The organism is Halosolutus sp. YCN4 (assembly GCF_059736495.1).
Genome location: NZ_JCASSM010000002.1, coordinates 797,865 through 816,685, shown reverse-complemented (window position 1 = coordinate 816,685; position 18,821 = coordinate 797,865). Strand labels below are relative to the sequence as shown.

The following is an 18,821-nucleotide window of genomic DNA, read 5'->3' as shown; positions in this document are numbered from 1 at the left end:
GAATCACCGGACGATCGTCACCGAGACGGGGGATCGTCTGGCGACCGCCTCCGCGACGCTCCCCAGCAGGACGCGCGACGCGCCGGACCGGCCGTGGCTCCCGATCACGACGTGGTCGGCGTCGCACTCGTCGATACAGGTGACGATCGCCCGGGCGGCGTTTCCCTCGGTGAGGACCGTCTCGACACTGCGGCCGTGTTCGGCGGCGATCGCCGCCGCGTCCTCGAGAACCGCTTCCCCTTCCTCCCTGGCGTGTTCGTAGGGCGTGATATCCGGATCCGACGGGAACCGGGTGACCTGTATCACGTGCAAGACGACGATCTCGGCGTCGGGAAACAACTCGAGAGCCTCCTCGAGCGCGGCCGCCGCCTGCGACGAGCCATCGACCGGGACCAGCACGCGGAACATGGTCGACGTAGGTCCCGGACGGGCAAGGTCCTGCCTTGACTGTGAGCGCGGGTGACAGGTCCGGATCCACGCGGCTATCGATCGACCCGGGTTCGGATCGGGACGGCGTCCACAAGGGGGATCCTGTACGGTCCGTATCAGTATCGATCGTAGTACCGATCCAGGACGCGCTCGAAGAGCGCCAGCAAGACGCCGATGGATCGCCACGGCCAGCCCGAGGAGATCGCGCCCCTGGCCGCGTTCCTCGCGTCGGACGACGCGTCGTACATTACCGGGGCGAACGTCCCGGTCGACGGAGAAGGACGGCGTTCTGACGGCGTTCGTCCGAGACATGAGATACGAGAACAGGGAACATAATTAACACGCTAGACGATGAGGTGCGACTGTATGTCCGAAACAGTACAGCGGCTGGAGCCCCTCGATCGACGACCACTGGCCGATCGGACCTGCCTCGTCACCGGCTCCTCGCGCGGGATCGGACGGGACATCGCCCTCGAGTTCGCACGCTGTGGCGCCGACGTCGTGGTGAACTACCGCAGTTCCGACGAGAAGGCCCGGGAGGTGGCGGAGCGCATTCGGGCGAACGACGAGACGGCCATCGCCGTGGGTGCCGACGTCTCGGATCCCGACGAGGTCGCCCGGATGGCCGACGAGGTACACGCCGAACTCGGCGACATCGACGTCCTCGTCAACAACGCGGGGATCACGATCGATCGGAAGTTCGAGAACATGACCTACGAGGACTGGACGCGGGTTATCGAGGTCAACCTCCACGGGACGTTCAACTGTACGAAGGCGTTCTACGAGGACGTCAAAACGGCGGACAAGGGGCGACTCATCAACATCTCGAGCGTCGTCGGCCAGCAGGGCAACTACGGGCAGGCGAACTACGCGACGTCGAAAGGCGGGCTGATCGCGTTCACACGGACGATCGCCCTCGAACTCGCGAGACACGACTCGACGGCCAACTGCGTCGCGCCCGGCTTCACCGAGACCGACATGCTCGAGAAGGTGCCCGATCGCGTCCGCGAGCAGATCCGGGACGACATCCCGCTCGGTCGGTTCGCCGACACGAAAGACGTCGTCGGGATGGTGCGATTCCTCGCCGGCGACTACGCGGACTACATGACCGGTCAGGTTATCGGGATCAACGGCGGAATGGAGTGGTGACTTCCTCGGGTCGTGCGCGGCGATCGGTTCGTGAGTTCACATCGACCCGGGCCGGCATCGGCGGCGATGCGCGACCTACGAGCGATCCGATTCCGGGAGTTATCGGCCCACGCCGTGTTCGCCGCGTATCAGCGTCACCGTCCGGGACGAGTCCCGTGCGACCTGCTCCGCGACGGACCCCGTGAGTAGCCGGGCGGGAAGCGATCGGCCGTGACTCCCCATGACGATCTGGTCGTACCCGTTCGCGTCGGCGTAGTCGACGATTTCGGCTCCTGGACGTCCGTACGCGGTCTCCGTCTCGACGTCGCCGCCCCGTTCCTCGGCGACCGCCGTCGCCGACTCGAGGATCTCCGCGGCGCTTCGCTCGTGTGCCGTGCGGATTCTATCGAGGTAGCCGCCCTCCGTGTCCACGCGGGAGCGATCGAACGGGAGATCGATCACGTTCAGGAGCGTGTGGGCGGCGTCCGGGAACGTCTCGACGGCGTACGCGAGCGCGGCCTCGGCCTGGTCCGAGCCGTCGACCGGGACCAGGACCCGTCCCGGAAGGTCGCGCTCGCGGATCGCCGTCGGCGGTTCGGGGACGACCGTCGTCGAGACGGGCGATCGGCGCACGACGGCCTCGCTGACGTGGCCGATGAACGGCCCCGCGACCGGCGACTCCCCGTGACGCCCCATCACGACGTGGTCGACGTCCGACTCGGACGCCATCGACAGGATCTCCGTATGGGGCCGCCCGGTTCGAAGCGCCGTCCCGATCTCGCGGCCGCGGTCGTCGGCCAGGGCCGTCGCCCGCTCGAGGACCCGTTCCCCCCGCGCCGCCGCGCGGTCCGCCGCAGGGTCGGACTCGCCGCTTCCCGCGAAGCGGTCGTGCGACTGCTCGACGACGTGCAACGCGGTGACCGACGCGTCCGGAAACGAGGCGAAGCAGTACTCGAGGGCCCCGATGGACTGTTCGGCACCGTCGATCGGAACGAGAAGGTGACGTGGCATGGCTATCGAGCGGGCGATCGAGACCGCCCAATAGACCGTTCGTCGACGATCGACAAAAAGACGGCTCTCCGCTCCCCACCTCGCGTCGCCACCGGGTACCACCTCCGTGTTCGACCAGTGCCGGTTCCGACGCCGTCCGCACGATCGGGCCCGGTGTATATACCGGCTGTCGACGTACGAGGGTCCATGAGCGATCACATCCTCGTCCCCTACGACGGTAGCGAGCCGTCCGAGCAGGCCCTCGAGTACACCTTCGAGACGTTCCCCGACGCCGACGTCACTGTCCTGTACGTCGTCCCGGTCCCCGAAGGGTACTGGGCCACGTTCGAGGAGCCCGAAGAACGGATTCCTGACGCCGACGAGGCCCGCGATCGAGGGCGTAACATTCTCGACGAGGCGTCGGCCATCGCAGCGGACCACGAGCGAGACGTCGATACCGAGGTCGCCATGGGGAAACCCGACCGCGAGATCGTCCAGCGGGCGGAGGAAGAGGCCTACGACACGATCGTCATCGGGAGCCACGGCCGGGAAGGGATCTCGCGGGTCCTGCTCGGCAGCGTCGCGGAGACCGTCGTCCGCCGATCGCCGATCCCTGTCGTCGTGGTTCGGTGATCGGGCGTCCCGACGATTCGGCTCCGTCCGGCCAGCGTGATACGGTTTACTGTAAGTCATTTCCGGCGCAACCGCGATCCGGGCGGCGGTTGCGCCGGTACAGCAATCCGTACGAGTCACGTGCGCCGAGGCGTCGTGGAGCGACTCGCACGGCGTTCGCTACCGTCGGGATTTACCATCGTCACCGACGAACGACGAACTGGAGATGGCCCGATCGATCCTCGTCCCACACGACGGTTCGGCGCACGCACAGGATGCACTGCGGTACGCCCTCGAGACGTTCCCCGAGGCGCGCCTCGTCTTCTTTCACGCGATCGACCCGTTCGAGGTGAGCCCCGACCGGGAAGCGCAGTTGCCGCCGCTCACGGAGGAGTGGCTCGACGAACAGCAGGCCGAGGCGGACGACCTCTTCGAGGCGGCGCTCGCGGACGTCGATACGGGTGGGGCGACGATCGAGACCGACTCCGCGGTCGGATCCCCGGCCCAGACGATCGTGGCCTACGCCGAGGACCACGACGTCGACGGGATCGTGATGGGGAGTCGCGGGCGGACCAATGCGGCCGAGTTCCGACTCGGCAGTACGGCGGAACTCGTCGTCAGGCGCGCGAGCGTGCCGGTGACGGTCGTCCGGTAGCGACGGCGCTCGAACGGCGATCGACGATCGGCCGCACCGGATCGGCGCTCGCTACTCCACCTCGTCGCGAACGACGGTGACGGTGACCGGCGCACGGGAGACGACGAGTTCGGCGGTACTGCCGAGCAACAGTCGCGTCGGCCCCGATCGGCCGTGACTGCCCATCACGATCCCGTCGACGTCGTGGTCCTCGGCGTAGTCGACGATCTCGCGCGCCGGGTCGCCGATCGCGGACTCGGTCGAGAGGTCGGCGTCGTAGTCGGCTGCCAGATCGCGCGCCTCGTCGAAGATCCGTTCTTCCTCGTCCCCGGCGCGCTCGTACCACGCCTCGGAGCCGTGGGGCGGTTCGTTCATCACGTCGACGTCGATCGGAGAACTGTATCCCGGATCCGCGGGATCGATCACGTGGAGCGCGACGACCGATGAATCGTCGTACGCGTCGAAGGCGTGCTCCAGCGCCCTGTTCGACAGGGGCGACCCGTCTACGGGAACGAGCAGTTGGCGGGACATCGAGTCGACGTACGTCCCGTCGCCCCAAAGTTCTATCCGCACGCGAACCGGTCCCGGCGGTACCCAGCTTTATCTCGACCGGCGTGGAAACCCGACACGTATCGACCGCGCGGCCGCCGGGCGATCGGCCGGGCGACCCGCGCGCCGAGATCGATCACTTCCACCACTGGCCCCATTATGAACTACAAAGACTTCGTCGGACAGGTACAGCACAGGCTCGAGTACGCGCAGTTCGGGCAGGCCGTCCGGGCAACCCGGGCCGTCCTGACCACGCTCGGCGAGCGACTCCAGAAGGGGGAGGCGACGGACCTCGCCAGCCCGCTCCCGATGGAGATCGACCGCTACCTGACCGAGGCCGAGCACGGACAGCGCTTCGACTACCAGGAGTTCCTCGATCGCGTCGCCGAGCGCGGGGGCGGCGACCGGGCGGACGCCAACTACCAGGCCCAGCAGATCGTCGCCCTCGTCGCCGAGGTGGTTCCGCCGGGGAACGTCGAGAAAGCCGAGGCCCAGTTGCCCGAGGACTTCGATCCGCTGTTCGAACTGATCGAAGCGGACGCGGAGTGAGCGGTCCCGTGTGAGCGCCCAGCGCGGACCGCCGGGACCGATCGCCCGCGTGCCCCGGTCGAAAGCGGCCGCCCGCGAGTGGTACAGCGCGCTCAGTCGCTGGTACGACGCGATCGCCGACCCGTTCGAGGCACCGGCGCGGGCCGCGGGACTCGAGTTGCTCGACGCCGCACCGGGCGAGCGCGTCCTCGACGTCGGCGCGGGGACCGGAACCGCCCTCGTTGCGATCGCGCGGGCCGTCGGCCCGGACGGGACCGCCGTCGGGATCGATCTCGCGGACGGGATGTGTCGCGCGTCGCGACGGGCGCTCGCGGCGGCCGGGCTCGATCGCGGCGTCGTGGTCGCGGGCGACGCGACGACGCTGCCGTTCGCGGACGACGCCTTCGACGCCCTGTTCGCGAGTTTCGTCCTCGAACTGTTCGACACGCCGGAGATTCCCGTCGCCCTCGCGGAGTGGCGACGCGTCCTCGACCCGGCGGGACGGCTCTGCGTCGTCTCGCTGTCCCGCCGCGGGGGCGGCCCGGTCACGTGGCTCTACGAACGGGTCCACGACCTGGCCCCGACCGCCGTCGACTGTCGGCCGATCTACGCCCGCGACACGCTTCGCGAGGCCGGGTTCCGGATCGTCGACGCGCGGGACGGGAGCGTCTCGCGCGTCCCGGTCGAGGTGGTCCTGTGCCGACCCGGGTGGGATCGCGACGACGAGCGGGAGCGATCGGTCACGCGGACGCCTCCAACGTGCGTCAATCCGATGCCGGGGCGCCCCGGACCAGCGTGACCGTCAGCGGCGATCGGCGCGCGACCTGCTCCGCCACCGACCCCGTGACCAGCCGGGCCGCGAGCGATCGGCCGTGGCCACCCATGACGATCTGGTCGTACCCGTTCGCGTCGGCGTAGTCGACGATCGCCCGCGACGGCGTCCCGGCCGTGGTCTCGGTCTCGATCGTCGCGCCGAGTTCGTCGGCCAGCGCCGCCGCCGACTCGAGGGTCGCCTCGGCGCGCTCCTCGTGGTCGCGCAGGACCGCTTCGAGGTAGGTGCCCTCGACCGCCTCGCGGGGGCGATCGAACGGGAGGTCCACGGCGTGGAAGGCGGTGTGCGACGCGTCGGGGAACGTCTCGAGAGCGTACGCGAGCGCGGCCTCGGCCTGCTCGGACCCGTCGACCGGGACCAGGATCGAACCGGGGAGGTCGCGCTCGTCTATGGCCGCGGTCGTCTCGTGAACGACCGTCGTCGTGACGGGCGCGCGTCGCACGACGGCTTCGCTGACGTGCCCGAGAAACGGATGGGTGAGCGGCGATCGGCCGTGGCTCCCCATGACGATGTGATCGGCGTCGCGTTCGGCGGCGACCGCGATGATCTCCGTGTGCGGCGACCCGGTTCGCAGGAACGTCTCGAGGGAGCGGTCGTGCTCGGCGGCGCGATCGGTCGCGCGGTCGAGCGCCTGCTCGCCGCGGGCTTCGGCGCGGTCGAGCGGTGACTCGGTGGCACCGACGGTCGCGTCGTGATCGGACGCGGGATCGACGACGTACAGCGCCGTGAGTTCGGTATCGGGAAACGACGCGAGGCTGTACTCCAGTCCGGCGAAGCCGTGATCCGAGCCGTCGATCGGAACGAGGACGTGCTGTGGCATGGGAACTCCACCTGTACCGGTGGCGAGCGGTGCTCGCTCGGATCGACTTCCACGCCGACCCGCATAAAGGCGGAGCCCCGCGGCCGTGCGAGGCCCGATCGCCGGGGCCGCACAGCATTGCGGGTCGCGGTCGGAATGCGGCCAGTCCCGGCCGCCCGATCGGGGCCGCTAGCGAACGATCGTCACCGGCACCGGCGCACGCCGGGTGACCGTCTCCGCGACGCTGCCCAGCAGGACCCGCGAGACTCCCTTCCGCCCGTGGCTCCCCATGACGATGTGATCGACGTCGTGTTCCGCCGCGTAGTCGACGATTTTCCGGCGCGGCCGCCCGGTCTCGACGGCCGTCTCGAGAACCGTCTCGTCGACGGCGTCCGTCTCCGCGAATCGATCGCGGGCCCGATCACAGAGGGTCTCGCCGCGCTCGCGCGCTCGATCGAACGCGGCGTCGTCGTAGTAGCCCCCGTCCATGCCCGCGTAAACGCCTTCGGCGGGGTCGACGACGTGCAACACGGAAATCCGCTCGCCGGCGTACTGTTCGAGGGCGTAGTCGAACGCGGCCCACGACGGGTCCGATCCGTCCAGCGGGACGAGTACGTGCTTTGTCATACCGGAACGGACGGAGCGAACCCTCAAAATACCGACCGTCAGTCCGACGCGGTGAGAAGAGCGCCTCCACGTCCTGTCCGGAGTTCGGCCCCGGCGACCACGCGCTCCGGACACTCCGGATATCCGTCCCTGCACTTTTTTACCGTCCGGGTTGTGGCGACGTACCATGACCATGAAAGGACTTCGCTGGGTCCAACTCCCCGAAGACGAACGGAACGAATTCCTCGGAACCGGGGGAACGGGCGTCCTCTCGTTCGCGACGACAGTGGACGAACCGCCGTCCTCGTTGCCGGTCTCGTACGGCTACTTCCCGGAGGCCGGCCACTTCTACTTCCGGCTCTCGTTCCCGCCGGGAAGCGACAAAGACGAACTCGTCGAGAACCCGGTTTCGTTCGTCGTCTACGGCGAAACCGACGACGGGTGGCGAAGCGTCGTCGCGACGGGACCCCTCGAAGAACTGGCGGAGCTACCGGAGGAGTCCGGAGCCGTCCAGGGAATGTGGGCGGTCTCGATTCCGACGGTCGAAATCTTCGATCGGCCGCGATCGGAGGTCGAGTTCCACGACTTCCGGCTCGTGCCCGACTCGATCAGCGGGCGCAAAGAACCGATGTGATCCGGGAGAGAACTGCAGACGTGAGCCGGGAGAGGACTGCAGACGTCAGTCGGGAGAGAGCTGCAGTCACGGGATCGGAAGCGGCGGTGATCGATCCCACTGACGCGGCCGTCTCATACGGTTTACTGTAAGTCATTTCCGGCGCAACCGCCACCCGGATCGCGGTTGCGCCGGTAAATCGGTACAGCAATCCGTATCAGTCGTCGGCCTCGAGTTCGGCGACGGGGGCCGCGTCGCGCTCGGCGGCCCGCTCGTCGAGCCACGTTTCGGCGTCGAGCGCCGCCATGCTCCCGGTCCCGGCGGCCGTGATCGCCTGCCGGTACTTGGGGTCCATCACGTCGCCCGCACCGAAGACGCCCTCGACCGCGGTCTCGGTCGTCATCCCCTCGCTGGTCAGCAGGTAGCCGTCGTCGTCGCGATCGATCGGCGTGTCCGCGAGGAACTCCGTGTTGGGGACGTGGCCGACGCCGTAGAAGATACCGCCGACGTCGACCTCCTCGCGCTCGACCTCGAGCCCCTCGTCGAGTTTTTCCTTCGGGTGGCCCTCGGGATGGCGCACCAGCGTCGCGCCGGCGACGCCCTCCTCCTGCGAGCCGTGGATCTCGAGCAGTTCGGTGTTCCAGCGGAAGTCGATCGTCTCGTGGTCACGGGCGCGCTGGGCCATGACCTCCGACGCACGCAGTTCGTCGCGACGGTGGACGATCGTGACGCTGTCGGCGAACTTCGCGAGGAAGAGCGCCTCCTCCATCGCGCTGTCGCCGCCGCCGATCACGAGCACGTCGTCGCCGCGGTGGAACGCGCCGTCGCAGGTCGCACACGTCGACAGGCCGTAGCCCATCAGGTCGTCCTCGTTCTCGGCTCCGACCCAGCGGGCGCTCGCACCGGTCGCGACGATCAGGGCGCGCGTCCGGAGCCGATCGCCGTTCGAGAGCGCGAGTTCGAACGGCCGCTCGTCGAGGGCCGCGTCCTCGACGGTGCCGTGGACGAACTCGGCGCCGAAGCGTTCGGCCTGGTCCTTCCCGTTCTGGATCAGTTCCATGCCGCCGACGCCCTCGGGGAATCCGAGGTAGTTCTCGACCTCGGTCGTCAGCGTCAGCTGGCCGCCGGGCTCCGGCCCCTCGAGCACGATCGGCTCGAGGTCGGCCCGGGCGGCGTAGACTGCGGCCGAGAGGCCGGCGACGCCGGAGCCGACGATAACGACGTCGTGAACGGTCGCGGAACGATCTGTGTCCGTATTCATTCGTGCGTGTATCCCTCGATCATGTTCCGGAGGCGGTCCGCCGGCAGGACGCCGGTGTGCTGTTCGACCTGCTCGCCGTCCGCGAAGAGCACGAGCGTCGGAACGCCGCGGACGCCGTAGGCACCCGCGAGCTGCTGGTTGGCGTCGACGTCGACCTTCGCCATCACGGCCTCGGTCTCCGCGGCGAGGCCCTCGATTACCGGCTCGAGCATCTTGCACGGACCGCACCAGTCCGCGTAGAAGTCGACGAGCACGACGTCGTGCTCCGCGACGATTCCGTCGAGGTGGTCCACACCCTCTACGTAGACTGGTTCGTCGGTCGGGAGATCGGAAGATCCGGAGTGTGCATCAGTTGCCATCACTCCCCCGTACGAACTGGTAGTGTTTAAAGGTTTTGTATGTATTGTGCAATACCGTAGAGGCGGCACAATCGTCGTACCGAGTGGAGACAGGAACGCAAGAACTCCCCTCTCCGTCCGCGGGTGCATCCCGTCCCCGGTCGTCGAGACGGCAGATCGAATCGTCGAGACGGCGACGGTATCGATTCATTTTTGATCGATACCTGTGACGGAGATCATGTTGACATCGATGACACAGGAGGTCGAACGCGGGCTCAGGTGCTCGATCCTCGCCGTCTTCGTCGCTGGCTGTCGCCGCCGGGATCCGGGAGCGATCGTGAACGCGCTCGTCTCGCTCGCGGCCACGTACCTCCCCGGGATCGTCGAACGGTGGTACGACGTCGAGTTCCACCCGTGGCAGCGCGTGTACGCGGAGACCGCGATGGCCACCCACGCCGCCGGGATGCTCGGTCCGTACGACGACGTCTGGTGGTGGGACCACCTCACGCACACCCACTCGGCGACGCTGCTCGGCGGTCTCACCTACGTCGTATCCCGCCGTCGCGACCGCGATCCGCGACCGCGGGTCATCGCCGTCGTCGTCTGCGCCGGAATCCTCTGGGAGATCGTCGAGTACATCATCCACGCCACGGCCGATCGCCTCGGGCTCGAACCGGTGCTCGTCTCCTACGGGAAACGGGACACCGCGCTCGACCTCGTCTTCAACCTCGTCGGCGCGCTCCTCGTGCTCGCGTTCGGCGATCGCGTCCTGGAAAACCTGACGTGATCTGGGCGGGCGAGCGATCTCGACCGCCGACCGCGACTACGCCGGGACGGACAACCGCGCGACGTAACCGATCGGCGTTCCGTCCCGGTCCTCGAAGCGGAAGCCCTGCCGTTCGGCCCGTCGCCGGAGCCGATCAGCCCTGACGAAGTGCGGATCGGGGAGCAGTTCGCCGACGACGAGCCGACCGCCTGGTTTCAGGACGCGGTGGAGTTCGGCGAGCGCGCGCTCCTGGTCGGGAATCTCGCCGAGGACGAGCACCAGGTAGGCCGCGTCGAAGCTATCGTCGGGGTACGGGAGGACCCGCGCGTCTCCGCCGACCGGTTCGACGTTTCGCCGGTTCGCCTCCTGCAGTCGCGACTGCAGGTGGTCGACCATCGCCGGCTGCACGTCGACCGCGTGGAGGGTCCCGTCCGGGTCGATCGATCGGGCGACGGGGAGCGTGTAGTAGCCCGTTCCCGGGCCGACCTCGAGGACGCGTTCGCCCGGTCGCGGGGCGAGCATGTCGCGTACCCGAGAACGCGTGATCACCGGTCGCGGGAGATCGATCCAGCGCCGTTGCGAGTACGGACACGGGGACGGGTTCCGTCGCCAGCGAAGGGCGAACGCGATCGCGGCGACGACGAGTCCCAGCAGTCCGAGGAGCCGTCGAGACGGGCGTCGTGAGATCATCGTGGTGGTGGTTTTCCGTGACGAGGCTAAGGCCTTGGGCCCGGTGAGCCGACCGCGGCCGCTCGATCGCGACTCGACGCCGGCGGCCGGTCGGCGTTGCTGTCGCTACCCAAAGAGTGATTCCACCCGCACCTGTATTGTGCGCTGTGTCCTATACTCTAAACAAGCAGGTCGACGGCGAGTTCGACGACGTCGTCACCGAAACGATCGACGCACTGGAAGACGAGGGGTTCGGCGTGCTCTGTGACATCGACGTCCAGGCGACGCTCGAGAAGAAACTCGGCGAGGACTTCCGGCGGTACCGAATCCTGGGCGCGTGCAACCCCGGACTGGCTCACGAGGGTCTCGAGGCGGACGTCGAACTCGGCACCCTGTTGCCGTGCAACGTCGTCGTCTACGAGGGCGACGACGGCGCCGTGGTCGTCAGTGCCGTCGACCCCCAGACCCTGCTCGGCGTCACGGAGACCCCGGCGGTCGAACCGATCGGTGAGGACGCCCGCGATCGGTTCGAGGCGGTCTTCGAGCGTCTCTGATCGGGGCCACCTGAAGCGTCATCGAACTGCTCCCGAGAGATCCCGGACGACGCTGGCGGAACTCGACCGTCAGTACGGCGGCCGCTGTGCCCGCACGACGCCCGCCAGTTCCTGGTGTTCGTCGGCGAGCAACTCGTTCAGGTCGTCGACCGTGATGATCCCGGTCAGTTCGCCGTCGGCATCCGTCACGGGCAACCGTCTAATACCGTATTCGCTCATCGACTCGGTGGCCTGGTAGAACCCGGCACCCTCGTCGATCGTCTGCAAGTCGTCAGACATCACGTCCGCCGCGACGACGCTCTCCGGATCCGTTCCGTCGGCGAGCACCTGCATCGTCAGATCGCGATCGGTGACGATCCCGACCGGCGTCTCGCCGTCGGTGACGACGACGCTTCCGACGCCTTCCTCCTGCATCGTCGACGCGAGTTCGTGAATCGATTCGTCCGTCGAGGCCGTGACGACGTCGCTTCGGGCGAGGTTTTCGATCGGCATTGAGACTCGACGGTACGTCCACCGAGGAGCGATATAACTCCTCGATACGATTCAGACGACAGTCGTCGTCGTGAGAACGGGCCGCAGGCTCGCCGCCCGGGCGGCCGCGATCGATCCTCGCTCTCGAACGGCTGGGCGGGCCATCCTCGTCCAGAGACGGGGATGGGCGATACACTCGGCGGTAGGAACGACGAACGCTCCCAGGGGGTGTCGCGAGCGATCCGGTCACGTGTCCCTTCTCCACGATCGCAATCGGCAGGCCCGCGTAGCCCGGTCGCTGTCGATCGAACTCGATGCATCTGGCGGCGAAAGATTTAAATATTTTTCGCACTAACTAAAAGTTAGTAAGAGCGGCTTCCGGGATTCTTCGGGGTTCTCCGTCCGGTAGTCCGCACTCGCCCTGCCCTCCACGCAGGAACGGACGACCATGACAGAGGCACGTATCCGAACCTACGACGAACGGACGAACGCATCGGACACGCAACCGGCCCGAACGGCACCGGCCGAATCGACGGACGCGACGACGGACGAACGAACCGACCGATCGAAGCGGCGCTGTCCCGAGTGTAGCGGTCAGCTCGTCGACGACGAGGAGCGTGCAGAGACCGTCTGTGCGGACTGCGGGCTCGTCGTCGAGGAGGACGCGATCGATCGCGGGCCGGAGTGGCGCGCGTTCGACAGCGCCGAGAAAGACGAGAAGAGCCGCGTCGGCGCGCCGACGACGAAGCTGATGCACGACGAGGGGCTCTCGACCAACATCGGTTGGCAGGACGAGGACGCCTACGGCCGCACGCTCTCGAACCGGCAGCAACAGAAGATGCAGCGGCTTCGCACCTGGGACGAGCGGTTCCGCACCCGCAACTCGAAAGAGCGCAACCTCAAGCAGGCGCTCGGCGAGATCGAGCGGATGGGGAGCGCGCTCGGCCTGAGCGAGTCGGTTCGCGAGACCGCGTCGGTGATCTACCGGCGCGCCCTCGAGGACGACCTGCTCCCGGGGCGATCGATCGAAGGGGTCGCGTCGGCGGCCGCGTACGCCGCCGCCCGACAGGCCGGGACGCCCCGCAGCATCGACGAGGTCGCGGCCGTCAGCCGCGTCGACGAGATGGAGTTCAAGCGGACGTACCGCTACGTCGTCCGGGAGCTCGGCCTCGAGGTCGAGCCCGCGGACCCCGAGAGCTACGTGGCCCGGTTCGTCTCGGACCTCGACCTCTCGGGCGACATCGAACGGGCGGCCCGCGAACTCCTCCGGGCCGGGAAGGATGCGACGGTCCACGTCGGCAAGAGTCCGGTCGGCCTCGCCGCGGCCGCCGTTTACGCGGCGACGCTCGATACGGACGAGAAGGTGACGCAGTCGGCCGTCAGCGACGTGGCGGACATCAGTGAAGTGACGATCCGGAACCGGTACCAGGAACTGCTCGAAGCAGACGACGAGACGGCCGAGTAGCGGCGCTCGGAGACCGATCGTCGACGACGAGCGTCTGCCGATCGCCGGCTGAGCGATCGAGGATTTCTCACGGTTCTCGCCCCGACCCTCGATCAGCCACCGATACCGACCCGTCACGAGGCCCGGTCGACGGCGCGTTGCTCGCGGACCCGATCGATCGGAGGAACCGACCCGCGAGCACGAGACTCGACAGCGACAGGAGCCCGAAGACGGCGAGGACGGGCACCGGAACCAGTTGCCCGTCGCGAAGCTGAAAGACCGCCATCGCCAGCACGGCCAGGCCGAGGGTCGCCGCCTTCACGAGGAGGACGGCCGTGAACGCGTACCCCCAGGGGCGACGATCGCGAAGCCAGAAGGCGGTGAGCGCGAACGCGGGAACCACGATCCCCAGATCGAGCGAGTAGATGATCGACGTCGGAAGCGCCGCCTCCGCGACGCTCGGCGGCGTCGTTCCGGCGGCGATCGCGGGCAGTATCTCCGCCAGCCAGAGAAACGCGACCAGGACCGCCAGTAGCGCCTGGAAGGCGACGTACGGCCGGACGGACAGCCCCTCGGCGGCACGTTTCACCCGGGCGGCGTCGAGCCCGACCATCCCGCCGACGAACGTGACCAGTGTGAGCCACAGTAGCGTCGTGTACACGAGGTAGAGCTCGTTGAACGCCGTCATGAACGCGTACGAAGCGTAGGTGTACAGCAGGTAGCCGTCGACGCCGAGCCAGACGACGTAGCCCCGCAGCGAGCCCCGATGGGCGTAGTACAGCGCGATCGCGAAGGCGGGAAGGGCCACGACCAGCGTCAGCAGGTCCTGGCCGTAGACCTGCGGCAGGAGGACCGGCGCGTCCCGGTAAAACCCGGGCACGAACAGGCCGACCATCGAGGCGGCACCTGCGAGGACGATCGTCAGGATGGACGCGAGGACGTACGGTCGCGGGATCGACGGAGCAGCGCGGGTCATGCCCCACTCCGTTGGACGACGACGTCGTCGCTCGTCACCGTTGCGATCTCGCCGGACCGGGAACCGAGTGGAATGGGACGCATCGTCACTTACGCGTACTAGACCACCGAACTGGATAAAGCTCGATTCCGGTTCTCGGTCGTCGAGAGCGAGGAGACGCCCCCTCGCGGAGATCTCGACCATCGATCGGGTCAGTCCTGGCTCGCCCACGGCGCGAGCGGCGCGCCGGATCGAACCCGGCGAGAAAGAGTCCGATCGCGCCGGTCCAGGAGATGCCGAACGCGAGCGCCAGAAACAGGCCTACTTTGCGACCGTCGACGGCTGCCGTCGTCATACCGGTCACTGCGCACGCGATCGTGATAACTGTCGTCGATGTTGACAGCCGAGAAAGGACACCGGAGAAGGGTTACGACGAGTTCGCCGGAGGCGATTCGGGTGCGGCGGGATCCGCCCGGACGCGACGGGAAGCGAGATACGCGGCCAGCGCAGCGGTAACGATCCCGACGGGAAGCCCGCCGAAGATCATCGCCGTCGCGAGGCCGACCGCCTGCGTCCAGAGGACCGCCATCGCGAGCCCACCGCCGCCGACGAATCCGCCGATCGCCGCAACCGTCGTCCAGAAGCGTCGCGCCGTCCGTTCGGAGGCCTGGCCAGTGGCGGCGATCTCCTCCCGGTACGTGAGACCCAGATACGTGAGCGGGACCAGGGCGATCCCGGCCGTCAGTCCGGCAGGGAGCCCCAGCATCGCGGACGGCCAGACGTAGGGATCGAGCGCTTCGGTCACGCCGATCCCGACCACGAGAAAACCGAGAACGCCGACGAGCAGACTGCCCGCGATCTTGAGTACGGTGTTCATACGTTCTAGACGTCGACTGAGAGTATATCCCTGCTGGATAATTCTCGATCACGGAGAAGTACTCGGCGGCTCAGCCGAAATCGTCGTACCTGGAGGTGATCGGATCCGTCTCGATCAACGCGTCGTTGCTGTACGCACCCACGTGCTCCCGTAATTTCTCGACGTCGAAGGGATCGCCGTGTGCCGGATAGACCCGTTTGGCACCGGTGTCGAGGATCTTCTGCCAGCTATCGTAGTACTGGTCGACGTCGGTAATGAATATCGTGTGGTACTCGATCCCGGCCCAGAGCGGCCTGCTCATCGCCGCATCACCGCAGAAGAGCGTGCCGTCGTCCAGGAGGACGGAGATCGAGTCCGGGGTGTGTCCCGGCGTATGAAGGATCGTCCCGTCGATTCCCAGTTCGCGCAACAGCCGATCGTCGTCGCCGTCGACCAGCGTATCGTCGTCGCGAAGCGTGATCGGCGGGAACGTCAGATCCCACTCGGGAGTCAGCCACGATCGCACTTTCGCCAGATAGTACACCCGCCTGTTCAGTAGTCCGCCGCCGGATCTGTCGTTTTCACCGGCCCGTAACAGGTCTTCCGCGGCTTCGTGTGCGATCACGGTCACTCCATCGAGCAGTTCGTTCGCGAAGCCGACGTGATCGTCGTGGTGGTGGGTCACGAGCAGGTACTCGATCTCGTCGACGTCGATGCCGGCGTCCGCGAGTTGCGCCAGGAAGCTCCGGTACTCCCACTCGTACCCGGTATCGATCAACAGGTACCCTCGATCGGCCTCGAGCAGGTAACAGTTCGTCGCTCCTGGCGATATCGAGATCCACCTCGTTCCCTGCGTCGCGTCGTCCGTCACTGTCCGTCACCCCCTGTACGCGGGAACAGCACGGTCAGCACCGCCAGCAGGGCGACCGCCGACAGCGCGACGGTCAGCCAGCCGGCGAGGACCGGCAACAGCGGCACCAGCACGTCCCGCGCGAGTCCCCACCAGAGTCCCAGTAGCAGGACCGCGACGCCGCCCAGTGCCGCCCGCGATCGGACTGACGTGCGGGCGAGCGGTTCGAACCGTCGATCGCCCGATCGGAGGCCGCGGCCGAGTCGCCAGACCAGTCCAGTCGACGCGAGGCCGGCGACGCCCACCACCGCCCGAGCGGCTGTCGCGAACCGCGAGTACGTCCGACTCATCGCCACCGAGGGCAGATCTCGCGCCTCGGCCCACGGGCCGACCACGTCGGCCAGGAACCGCTGGGCCCGTTCGCTGTTGGTGAGCACGACGATGCCGTCGCCGGTCTCCGGGACGCAGTGGTAGTGGCTGAGCCAGCCGGTGTGCTGGCCCCCGTGCCACACAGCCCGCTGTCCGCCGGGGAGGGTCTCGGCGAAGTGACCCAGTCCGTAGGCGTCGGCGACGAGGCCGTGGAGGCCCGACGTCACCACGGCCGGGGTGTGTACCGCCGCGACGCTCTCGGGTTCGAGGACCCCCCGGCCCGGCGGTTCACCTTGCGGCCCGTCCGTCGCGGCGGCCACGAAGCGGGCGAGGTCGCCAGCGGTCGCGTACAGCCCGCCGGGTGCTTTGACCGGATCGACGAACACTGGTCCGCGATCGTCGTCTAGCATGTAGCCGGTGGCGATCGCGGACGCCACCTCCTCGTCCCACGTGAACGTGGCGTCGTCCATCCCGAGGGGGTCGAGGAGTTCCTCCTGCATGTACGTCTCGTACTCGCGACCGGAGGCCTCCTCGATCAGGAGCTCGAGGAGCACGAATCCGGCGTTCGAGTAGCGGAACTCGGTTCCGGGCTGCTGTTCGAACCGGGCGGCCGGTTCCAGCCCTTCCCCCTCGAGCACCTCCTCGGGAGCGGGGCGTTCCTCGCCCGGTGTGTACAGTTGCCCCTCGTCGGGCGACCCCATCTGCAGGCCCGACGTATGGGAAAGCAAGCGCCGCACCGTCACCGCCCCGGTGTCGAACGCCGCCTCCGGGAGCTCCCACCGCGTGACGTGGCGCTCGATCGGATCGTCCAGTTCGATCTCGCCCCGTTCGACCAGATTCAGGACTCCCCAGGCGGTAACCGACTTCGTGATCGAGGCGGCCCGAAAGACGGTCTCGGTCGTCGTCGGGCGCCCCTCCTCGCGGTCAGCCTCGCCGTAGGCCCCGGTCCACGTCACCTCGCCGCCCTGCACGAGGGCGATACACGCCCCCGGAACGTCGTAGTGCTCGAGCAGTTCTGGGACCCGATCGTCGAAGTGGGCTGGCAGCGAGTCGCTGCTCACGTCTCCACCGCCGCGTCCGAGACAGCCGGCGACCGGGCCGGCCAGTCCGGTACCGGCGAGTCCGAGGTACCGGCGCCGAGTGGCGTCTCGCATAGCGGCATTTTGGGCTCACACGGTATCGCGGTTGCCGTGATTCTCGGAACGCAGGAACGCCAAATGGAGGGGCGCGGGCGCGATCGGGTCTGGAAATCGTCGGGTACACCGGCGAACCCCAACGGGAAACCGCTGGAGACGTCAGGCGGCGCAGTTGTTCGGTCCGAGTTCGAGTTCCGTCGCCTCGTCCGGTTCGTCGAGGTCGTCCCGGCCCGTGTTGAGATCGATCACGCGCTCGTAGTTCGGCGGCTTCTCGGGCGTCTGGTCGGTGAGCCGATCGACGAACGCGTCCTCGTCCAGTCCCAGCAGGTCGAGGTCCTCGCGGAGGTCGCCGAGGCGGGCCGCGATCGGATCGCCCGGGGAGCCGACCTCGTACCGCCCGTTCGTCGCGACCGAGACGTGGCCCGGGAGGATCCGCACGTCGTCGAGGAGGTCGAGGATCGTCTCGTGGAGGGACTCGTACAGCAGTTCCGCGCCAGTCGCCGCGTCGTCGTCCCCGAACTGGAGTTCCGTCCGGCCGACGGACTCGACGAACAGCGTATCGCCCGTCAGTAGCGCCTCGCCGTCGACGAGGTAGTTCACCATCTCGGTCGTGTGGCCCGGGGTGTGCAGGGCCTCGATCTCGATATCACCAATTTCGATCGTCTCGCCGTCGGCGAGCGGGTCGTACTCGTGGGCGACGTTGCGGTCGCTGGCTCGCTCGCCGAGGTGGTAGGGGACGCCGAGCGCGTCCGCGAGCGTCGGCCCGCCGGAGATGTGGTCGGCGTGGACGTGCGTGTCGAGGACCCGGTCGATCGTCAGCCCCGCTTCCTCGGCGGCGATCTTGAACTGGTCCGTCTGTCGGGTCGCGTCGACCACGACCCCTTTCGCGGCCGATTTCGAGCCGACGACGTACCCCAGACAGCCCTTGGCGCGCCGCTGGAGTTGGGCGATAACGAGGTCGTCGTTGCGGGTGTCGATCGGGACGACCTCGTACACCGTGCTCCAGTCTTCCATCCCGCCCTTGACCACCGAGACGTCGTAGCCGTGTTGCTCGAGTTCGAAGCTGAACGGGGTCGACGTGAGTCCCTTGCCGCAGATCGCGACGACGGGTTTCCCATTCGTCACCTCGTCCACGTGGTCCAGTGTCTCCTCGTCGAGGTCGTCGTCGGGACCGAACGGGACGTTTTCGGCGCCGGGAGCGTGCCACGCTTCGTAGCTGTCCGCCGGTCGCGTGTCGAGGAGCGTGAACGACTCGCCGGCGTCGAGCATGTCGGCGAGTCGCTCCGGTTCTATCTGGTTCATAATTGGGACAGTTACGCAAGACAGTTCGGTCACGGACGGGCATAGCTCCGCTCCTTGCAAACGCACCACCGATTCGTGCCGTGGAACGCGAATCTAACGCGGAATCCGCACCGGATTCGTGGCGTCCGGT

At 67.7% G+C, this 18,821-nt stretch carries 23 protein-coding genes and 1 pseudogene; 10 read left to right on the top strand and 14 right to left on the bottom strand.

Annotated elements, in window-relative coordinates; all coding sequences use genetic code 11:
* Positions 1 to 3 precede the first annotated feature (3 nt).
* Positions 4 to 408 carry a universal stress protein gene (locus AC6I6X_RS10295; RefSeq protein ID WP_497930416.1) on the bottom strand — a complete coding sequence of 135 codons (405 nt, stop codon included), beginning with the start codon at positions 406 to 408 and terminating at the stop codon, positions 4 to 6.
* Between the two features lie 186 nt (positions 409 to 594).
* Here AC6I6X_RS10295 and AC6I6X_RS10290 point away from each other — a divergent pair.
* Both AC6I6X_RS10290 and AC6I6X_RS10285 read left to right on the top strand, forming a co-directional pair.
* Positions 595 to 765, top strand: a pseudogene (locus tag AC6I6X_RS10290) (SDR family oxidoreductase); the annotation flags it as partial.
* Between the two features lie 30 nt (positions 766 to 795).
* Positions 796 to 1,578, top strand: a complete 783-nt coding sequence (locus tag AC6I6X_RS10285) for a 3-oxoacyl-ACP reductase family protein (protein ID WP_497930415.1) — start codon at positions 796 to 798, stop codon at positions 1,576 to 1,578.
* Between the two features lie 99 nt (positions 1,579 to 1,677).
* Here AC6I6X_RS10285 and AC6I6X_RS10280 read toward each other — a convergent pair whose 3' ends face one another.
* Positions 1,678 to 2,568, bottom strand: a complete 891-nt coding sequence (locus AC6I6X_RS10280; protein WP_497930414.1) for a universal stress protein — start codon at positions 2,566 to 2,568, stop codon at positions 1,678 to 1,680.
* A gap of 186 nt (positions 2,569 to 2,754) precedes the next feature.
* Between AC6I6X_RS10280 and AC6I6X_RS10275 the strand changes: the two genes are divergently transcribed.
* Together AC6I6X_RS10275 and AC6I6X_RS10270 are read left to right on the top strand one after the other, a co-directional pair.
* Complete coding sequence (locus tag AC6I6X_RS10275; RefSeq protein ID WP_497930413.1) at positions 2,755 to 3,180, top strand: universal stress protein; 426 nt, start codon at positions 2,755 to 2,757, stop codon at positions 3,178 to 3,180.
* A gap of 205 nt (positions 3,181 to 3,385) precedes the next feature.
* A complete protein-coding gene (locus AC6I6X_RS10270) occupies positions 3,386 to 3,814 on the top strand; it encodes a universal stress protein (protein ID WP_497930412.1) in 429 nt (142 codons plus the stop codon).
* 51 nt (positions 3,815 to 3,865) lie between these two features.
* On the opposite strand, the gene AC6I6X_RS10265 is transcribed toward AC6I6X_RS10270, so the two are convergent.
* On the bottom strand, positions 3,866 to 4,324 hold the full coding sequence (locus AC6I6X_RS10265) for a universal stress protein (RefSeq protein ID WP_497930411.1): 459 nt from the start codon (positions 4,322 to 4,324) through the stop codon (positions 3,866 to 3,868).
* Between the two features lie 177 nt (positions 4,325 to 4,501).
* On the opposite strand from AC6I6X_RS10265, the gene AC6I6X_RS10260 reads away from it, so the two are divergent.
* Positions 4,502 to 4,891 carry a DUF2267 domain-containing protein gene (locus AC6I6X_RS10260; protein ID WP_497930410.1) on the top strand — a complete coding sequence of 130 codons (390 nt, stop codon included), beginning with the start codon at positions 4,502 to 4,504 and terminating at the stop codon, positions 4,889 to 4,891.
* 10 nt (positions 4,892 to 4,901) lie between these two features.
* Positions 4,902 to 5,669 carry a class I SAM-dependent methyltransferase gene (locus AC6I6X_RS10255; protein WP_497930409.1) on the top strand — a complete coding sequence of 256 codons (768 nt, stop codon included), beginning with the start codon at positions 4,902 to 4,904 and terminating at the stop codon, positions 5,667 to 5,669.
* On the opposite strand, the gene AC6I6X_RS10250 is transcribed toward AC6I6X_RS10255, so the two are convergent.
* Both AC6I6X_RS10250 and AC6I6X_RS10245 read right to left on the bottom strand, forming a co-directional pair.
* Complete coding sequence (locus tag AC6I6X_RS10250; protein ID WP_497930408.1) at positions 5,635 to 6,522, bottom strand: universal stress protein; 888 nt, start codon at positions 6,520 to 6,522, stop codon at positions 5,635 to 5,637. The two genes, AC6I6X_RS10255 and AC6I6X_RS10250, sit on opposite strands and share 35 nt — an antisense overlap.
* A gap of 168 nt (positions 6,523 to 6,690) precedes the next feature.
* A complete protein-coding gene (locus AC6I6X_RS10245) occupies positions 6,691 to 7,128 on the bottom strand; it encodes a universal stress protein (RefSeq protein WP_497930407.1) in 438 nt (145 codons plus the stop codon).
* A 172-nt stretch (positions 7,129 to 7,300) separates the two neighbouring features.
* On the opposite strand from AC6I6X_RS10245, the gene AC6I6X_RS10240 reads away from it, so the two are divergent.
* Positions 7,301 to 7,741 (top strand): pyridoxamine 5'-phosphate oxidase family protein, encoded by a 441-nt coding sequence (locus tag AC6I6X_RS10240; RefSeq protein ID WP_497930505.1) that lies wholly within the window; start codon positions 7,301 to 7,303, stop codon positions 7,739 to 7,741.
* Between the two features lie 196 nt (positions 7,742 to 7,937).
* On the opposite strand, the gene AC6I6X_RS10235 is transcribed toward AC6I6X_RS10240, so the two are convergent.
* The gene (locus AC6I6X_RS10235) at positions 7,938 to 8,981 is read right to left on the bottom strand and encodes an NAD(P)/FAD-dependent oxidoreductase (RefSeq protein ID WP_497930406.1); all 1,044 of its coding nucleotides are present in this window, start codon (positions 8,979 to 8,981) and stop codon (positions 7,938 to 7,940) included.
* Positions 8,978 to 9,340: a thioredoxin gene (trxA, locus tag AC6I6X_RS10230; RefSeq protein ID WP_497930405.1), complete on the bottom strand. Its 363-nt coding sequence runs from the start codon at positions 9,338 to 9,340 to the stop codon at positions 8,978 to 8,980. Before trxA ends, AC6I6X_RS10235 begins: the two co-directional genes overlap by 4 nt.
* A gap of 217 nt (positions 9,341 to 9,557) precedes the next feature.
* Between trxA and AC6I6X_RS10225 the strand changes: the two genes are divergently transcribed.
* Complete coding sequence (locus AC6I6X_RS10225; RefSeq protein WP_497930404.1) at positions 9,558 to 10,106, top strand: DUF2238 domain-containing protein; 549 nt, start codon at positions 9,558 to 9,560, stop codon at positions 10,104 to 10,106.
* Positions 10,107 to 10,142: 36 nt separating this feature from the next.
* Here the strand turns inward: AC6I6X_RS10225 and AC6I6X_RS10220 are convergent, their stop codons facing one another.
* Positions 10,143 to 10,775, bottom strand: coding sequence for a class I SAM-dependent methyltransferase (locus tag AC6I6X_RS10220; RefSeq protein WP_497930403.1), 633 nt, complete (start codon positions 10,773 to 10,775; stop codon positions 10,143 to 10,145).
* Positions 10,776 to 10,921: 146 nt separating this feature from the next.
* Between AC6I6X_RS10220 and AC6I6X_RS10215 the strand changes: the two genes are divergently transcribed.
* A complete protein-coding gene (locus tag AC6I6X_RS10215; protein ID WP_497930402.1) occupies positions 10,922 to 11,308 on the top strand; it encodes a DUF302 domain-containing protein in 387 nt (128 codons plus the stop codon).
* A 69-nt stretch (positions 11,309 to 11,377) separates the two neighbouring features.
* Here the strand turns inward: AC6I6X_RS10215 and AC6I6X_RS10210 are convergent, their stop codons facing one another.
* Positions 11,378 to 11,800, bottom strand: coding sequence for a CBS domain-containing protein (locus AC6I6X_RS10210; RefSeq protein ID WP_497930401.1), 423 nt, complete (start codon positions 11,798 to 11,800; stop codon positions 11,378 to 11,380).
* A gap of 427 nt (positions 11,801 to 12,227) precedes the next feature.
* Here AC6I6X_RS10210 and AC6I6X_RS10205 point away from each other — a divergent pair, with 427 nt between their 5' ends.
* Positions 12,228 to 13,244: a transcription initiation factor IIB gene (locus tag AC6I6X_RS10205; protein WP_497930400.1), complete on the top strand. Its 1,017-nt coding sequence runs from the start codon at positions 12,228 to 12,230 to the stop codon at positions 13,242 to 13,244.
* A 67-nt stretch (positions 13,245 to 13,311) separates the two neighbouring features.
* Here AC6I6X_RS10205 and AC6I6X_RS10200 read toward each other — a convergent pair whose 3' ends face one another.
* The 5 genes from AC6I6X_RS10200 to AC6I6X_RS10180 form a co-directional block, all read right to left on the bottom strand.
* Entirely contained in the window at positions 13,312 to 14,199 is an 888-nt protein-coding gene (locus tag AC6I6X_RS10200) for a hypothetical protein (RefSeq protein ID WP_497930399.1), read from the bottom strand.
* A gap of 406 nt (positions 14,200 to 14,605) precedes the next feature.
* Complete coding sequence (locus AC6I6X_RS10195; protein ID WP_497930398.1) at positions 14,606 to 15,055, bottom strand: DUF8147 domain-containing protein; 450 nt, start codon at positions 15,053 to 15,055, stop codon at positions 14,606 to 14,608.
* Positions 15,056 to 15,125: 70 nt separating this feature from the next.
* On the bottom strand, positions 15,126 to 15,905 hold the full coding sequence (locus tag AC6I6X_RS10190) for an MBL fold metallo-hydrolase (protein WP_497930397.1): 780 nt from the start codon (positions 15,903 to 15,905) through the stop codon (positions 15,126 to 15,128).
* A complete protein-coding gene (locus AC6I6X_RS10185) occupies positions 15,902 to 17,407 on the bottom strand; it encodes a serine hydrolase domain-containing protein (RefSeq protein ID WP_497930396.1) in 1,506 nt (501 codons plus the stop codon). The genes AC6I6X_RS10190 and AC6I6X_RS10185 overlap by 4 nt, the downstream gene beginning before the upstream one ends.
* Before the next feature lie 141 nt (positions 17,408 to 17,548).
* The gene (locus AC6I6X_RS10180) at positions 17,549 to 18,694 is read right to left on the bottom strand and encodes an MBL fold metallo-hydrolase (RefSeq protein ID WP_497930504.1); all 1,146 of its coding nucleotides are present in this window, start codon (positions 18,692 to 18,694) and stop codon (positions 17,549 to 17,551) included.
* Positions 18,695 to 18,821 lie beyond the last annotated feature (127 nt).

Bases quoted from the DNA above. Each gene is read 5' to 3' on its own strand.
- AC6I6X_RS10295 (WP_497930416.1), bottom strand. From the start codon at position 408: ATGTTCCGCGTGCTGGTCCCGGTCGATGGCTCGTCGCAGGCGGCGGCC.
- AC6I6X_RS10285 (WP_497930415.1), top strand. From the start codon at position 796: ATGTCCGAAACAGTACAGCGGCTGGAGCCCCTCGATCGACGACCACTG.
- AC6I6X_RS10280 (WP_497930414.1), bottom strand. From the start codon at position 2,568: ATGCCACGTCACCTTCTCGTTCCGATCGACGGTGCCGAACAGTCCATC.
- AC6I6X_RS10275 (WP_497930413.1), top strand. From the start codon at position 2,755: ATGAGCGATCACATCCTCGTCCCCTACGACGGTAGCGAGCCGTCCGAG.
- AC6I6X_RS10270 (WP_497930412.1), top strand. From the start codon at position 3,386: ATGGCCCGATCGATCCTCGTCCCACACGACGGTTCGGCGCACGCACAG.
- AC6I6X_RS10265 (WP_497930411.1), bottom strand. From the start codon at position 4,324: ATGTCCCGCCAACTGCTCGTTCCCGTAGACGGGTCGCCCCTGTCGAAC.
- AC6I6X_RS10260 (WP_497930410.1), top strand. From the start codon at position 4,502: ATGAACTACAAAGACTTCGTCGGACAGGTACAGCACAGGCTCGAGTAC.
- AC6I6X_RS10250 (WP_497930408.1), bottom strand. From the start codon at position 6,522: ATGCCACAGCACGTCCTCGTTCCGATCGACGGCTCGGATCACGGCTTC.
- AC6I6X_RS10245 (WP_497930407.1), bottom strand. From the start codon at position 7,128: ATGACAAAGCACGTACTCGTCCCGCTGGACGGATCGGACCCGTCGTGG.
- AC6I6X_RS10240 (WP_497930505.1), top strand. From the start codon at position 7,301: ATGAAAGGACTTCGCTGGGTCCAACTCCCCGAAGACGAACGGAACGAA.
- AC6I6X_RS10235 (WP_497930406.1), bottom strand. From the start codon at position 8,981: ATGAATACGGACACAGATCGTTCCGCGACCGTTCACGACGTCGTTATC.
- trxA (WP_497930405.1), bottom strand. From the start codon at position 9,340: ATGGCAACTGATGCACACTCCGGATCTTCCGATCTCCCGACCGACGAA.
- AC6I6X_RS10225 (WP_497930404.1), top strand. From the start codon at position 9,558: ATGTTGACATCGATGACACAGGAGGTCGAACGCGGGCTCAGGTGCTCG.
- AC6I6X_RS10220 (WP_497930403.1), bottom strand. From the start codon at position 10,775: ATGATCTCACGACGCCCGTCTCGACGGCTCCTCGGACTGCTGGGACTC.
- AC6I6X_RS10210 (WP_497930401.1), bottom strand. From the start codon at position 11,800: ATGCCGATCGAAAACCTCGCCCGAAGCGACGTCGTCACGGCCTCGACG.
- AC6I6X_RS10205 (WP_497930400.1), top strand. From the start codon at position 12,228: ATGACAGAGGCACGTATCCGAACCTACGACGAACGGACGAACGCATCG.
- AC6I6X_RS10200 (WP_497930399.1), bottom strand. From the start codon at position 14,199: ATGACCCGCGCTGCTCCGTCGATCCCGCGACCGTACGTCCTCGCGTCC.
- AC6I6X_RS10195 (WP_497930398.1), bottom strand. From the start codon at position 15,055: ATGAACACCGTACTCAAGATCGCGGGCAGTCTGCTCGTCGGCGTTCTC.
- AC6I6X_RS10185 (WP_497930396.1), bottom strand. From the start codon at position 17,407: ATGCGAGACGCCACTCGGCGCCGGTACCTCGGACTCGCCGGTACCGGA.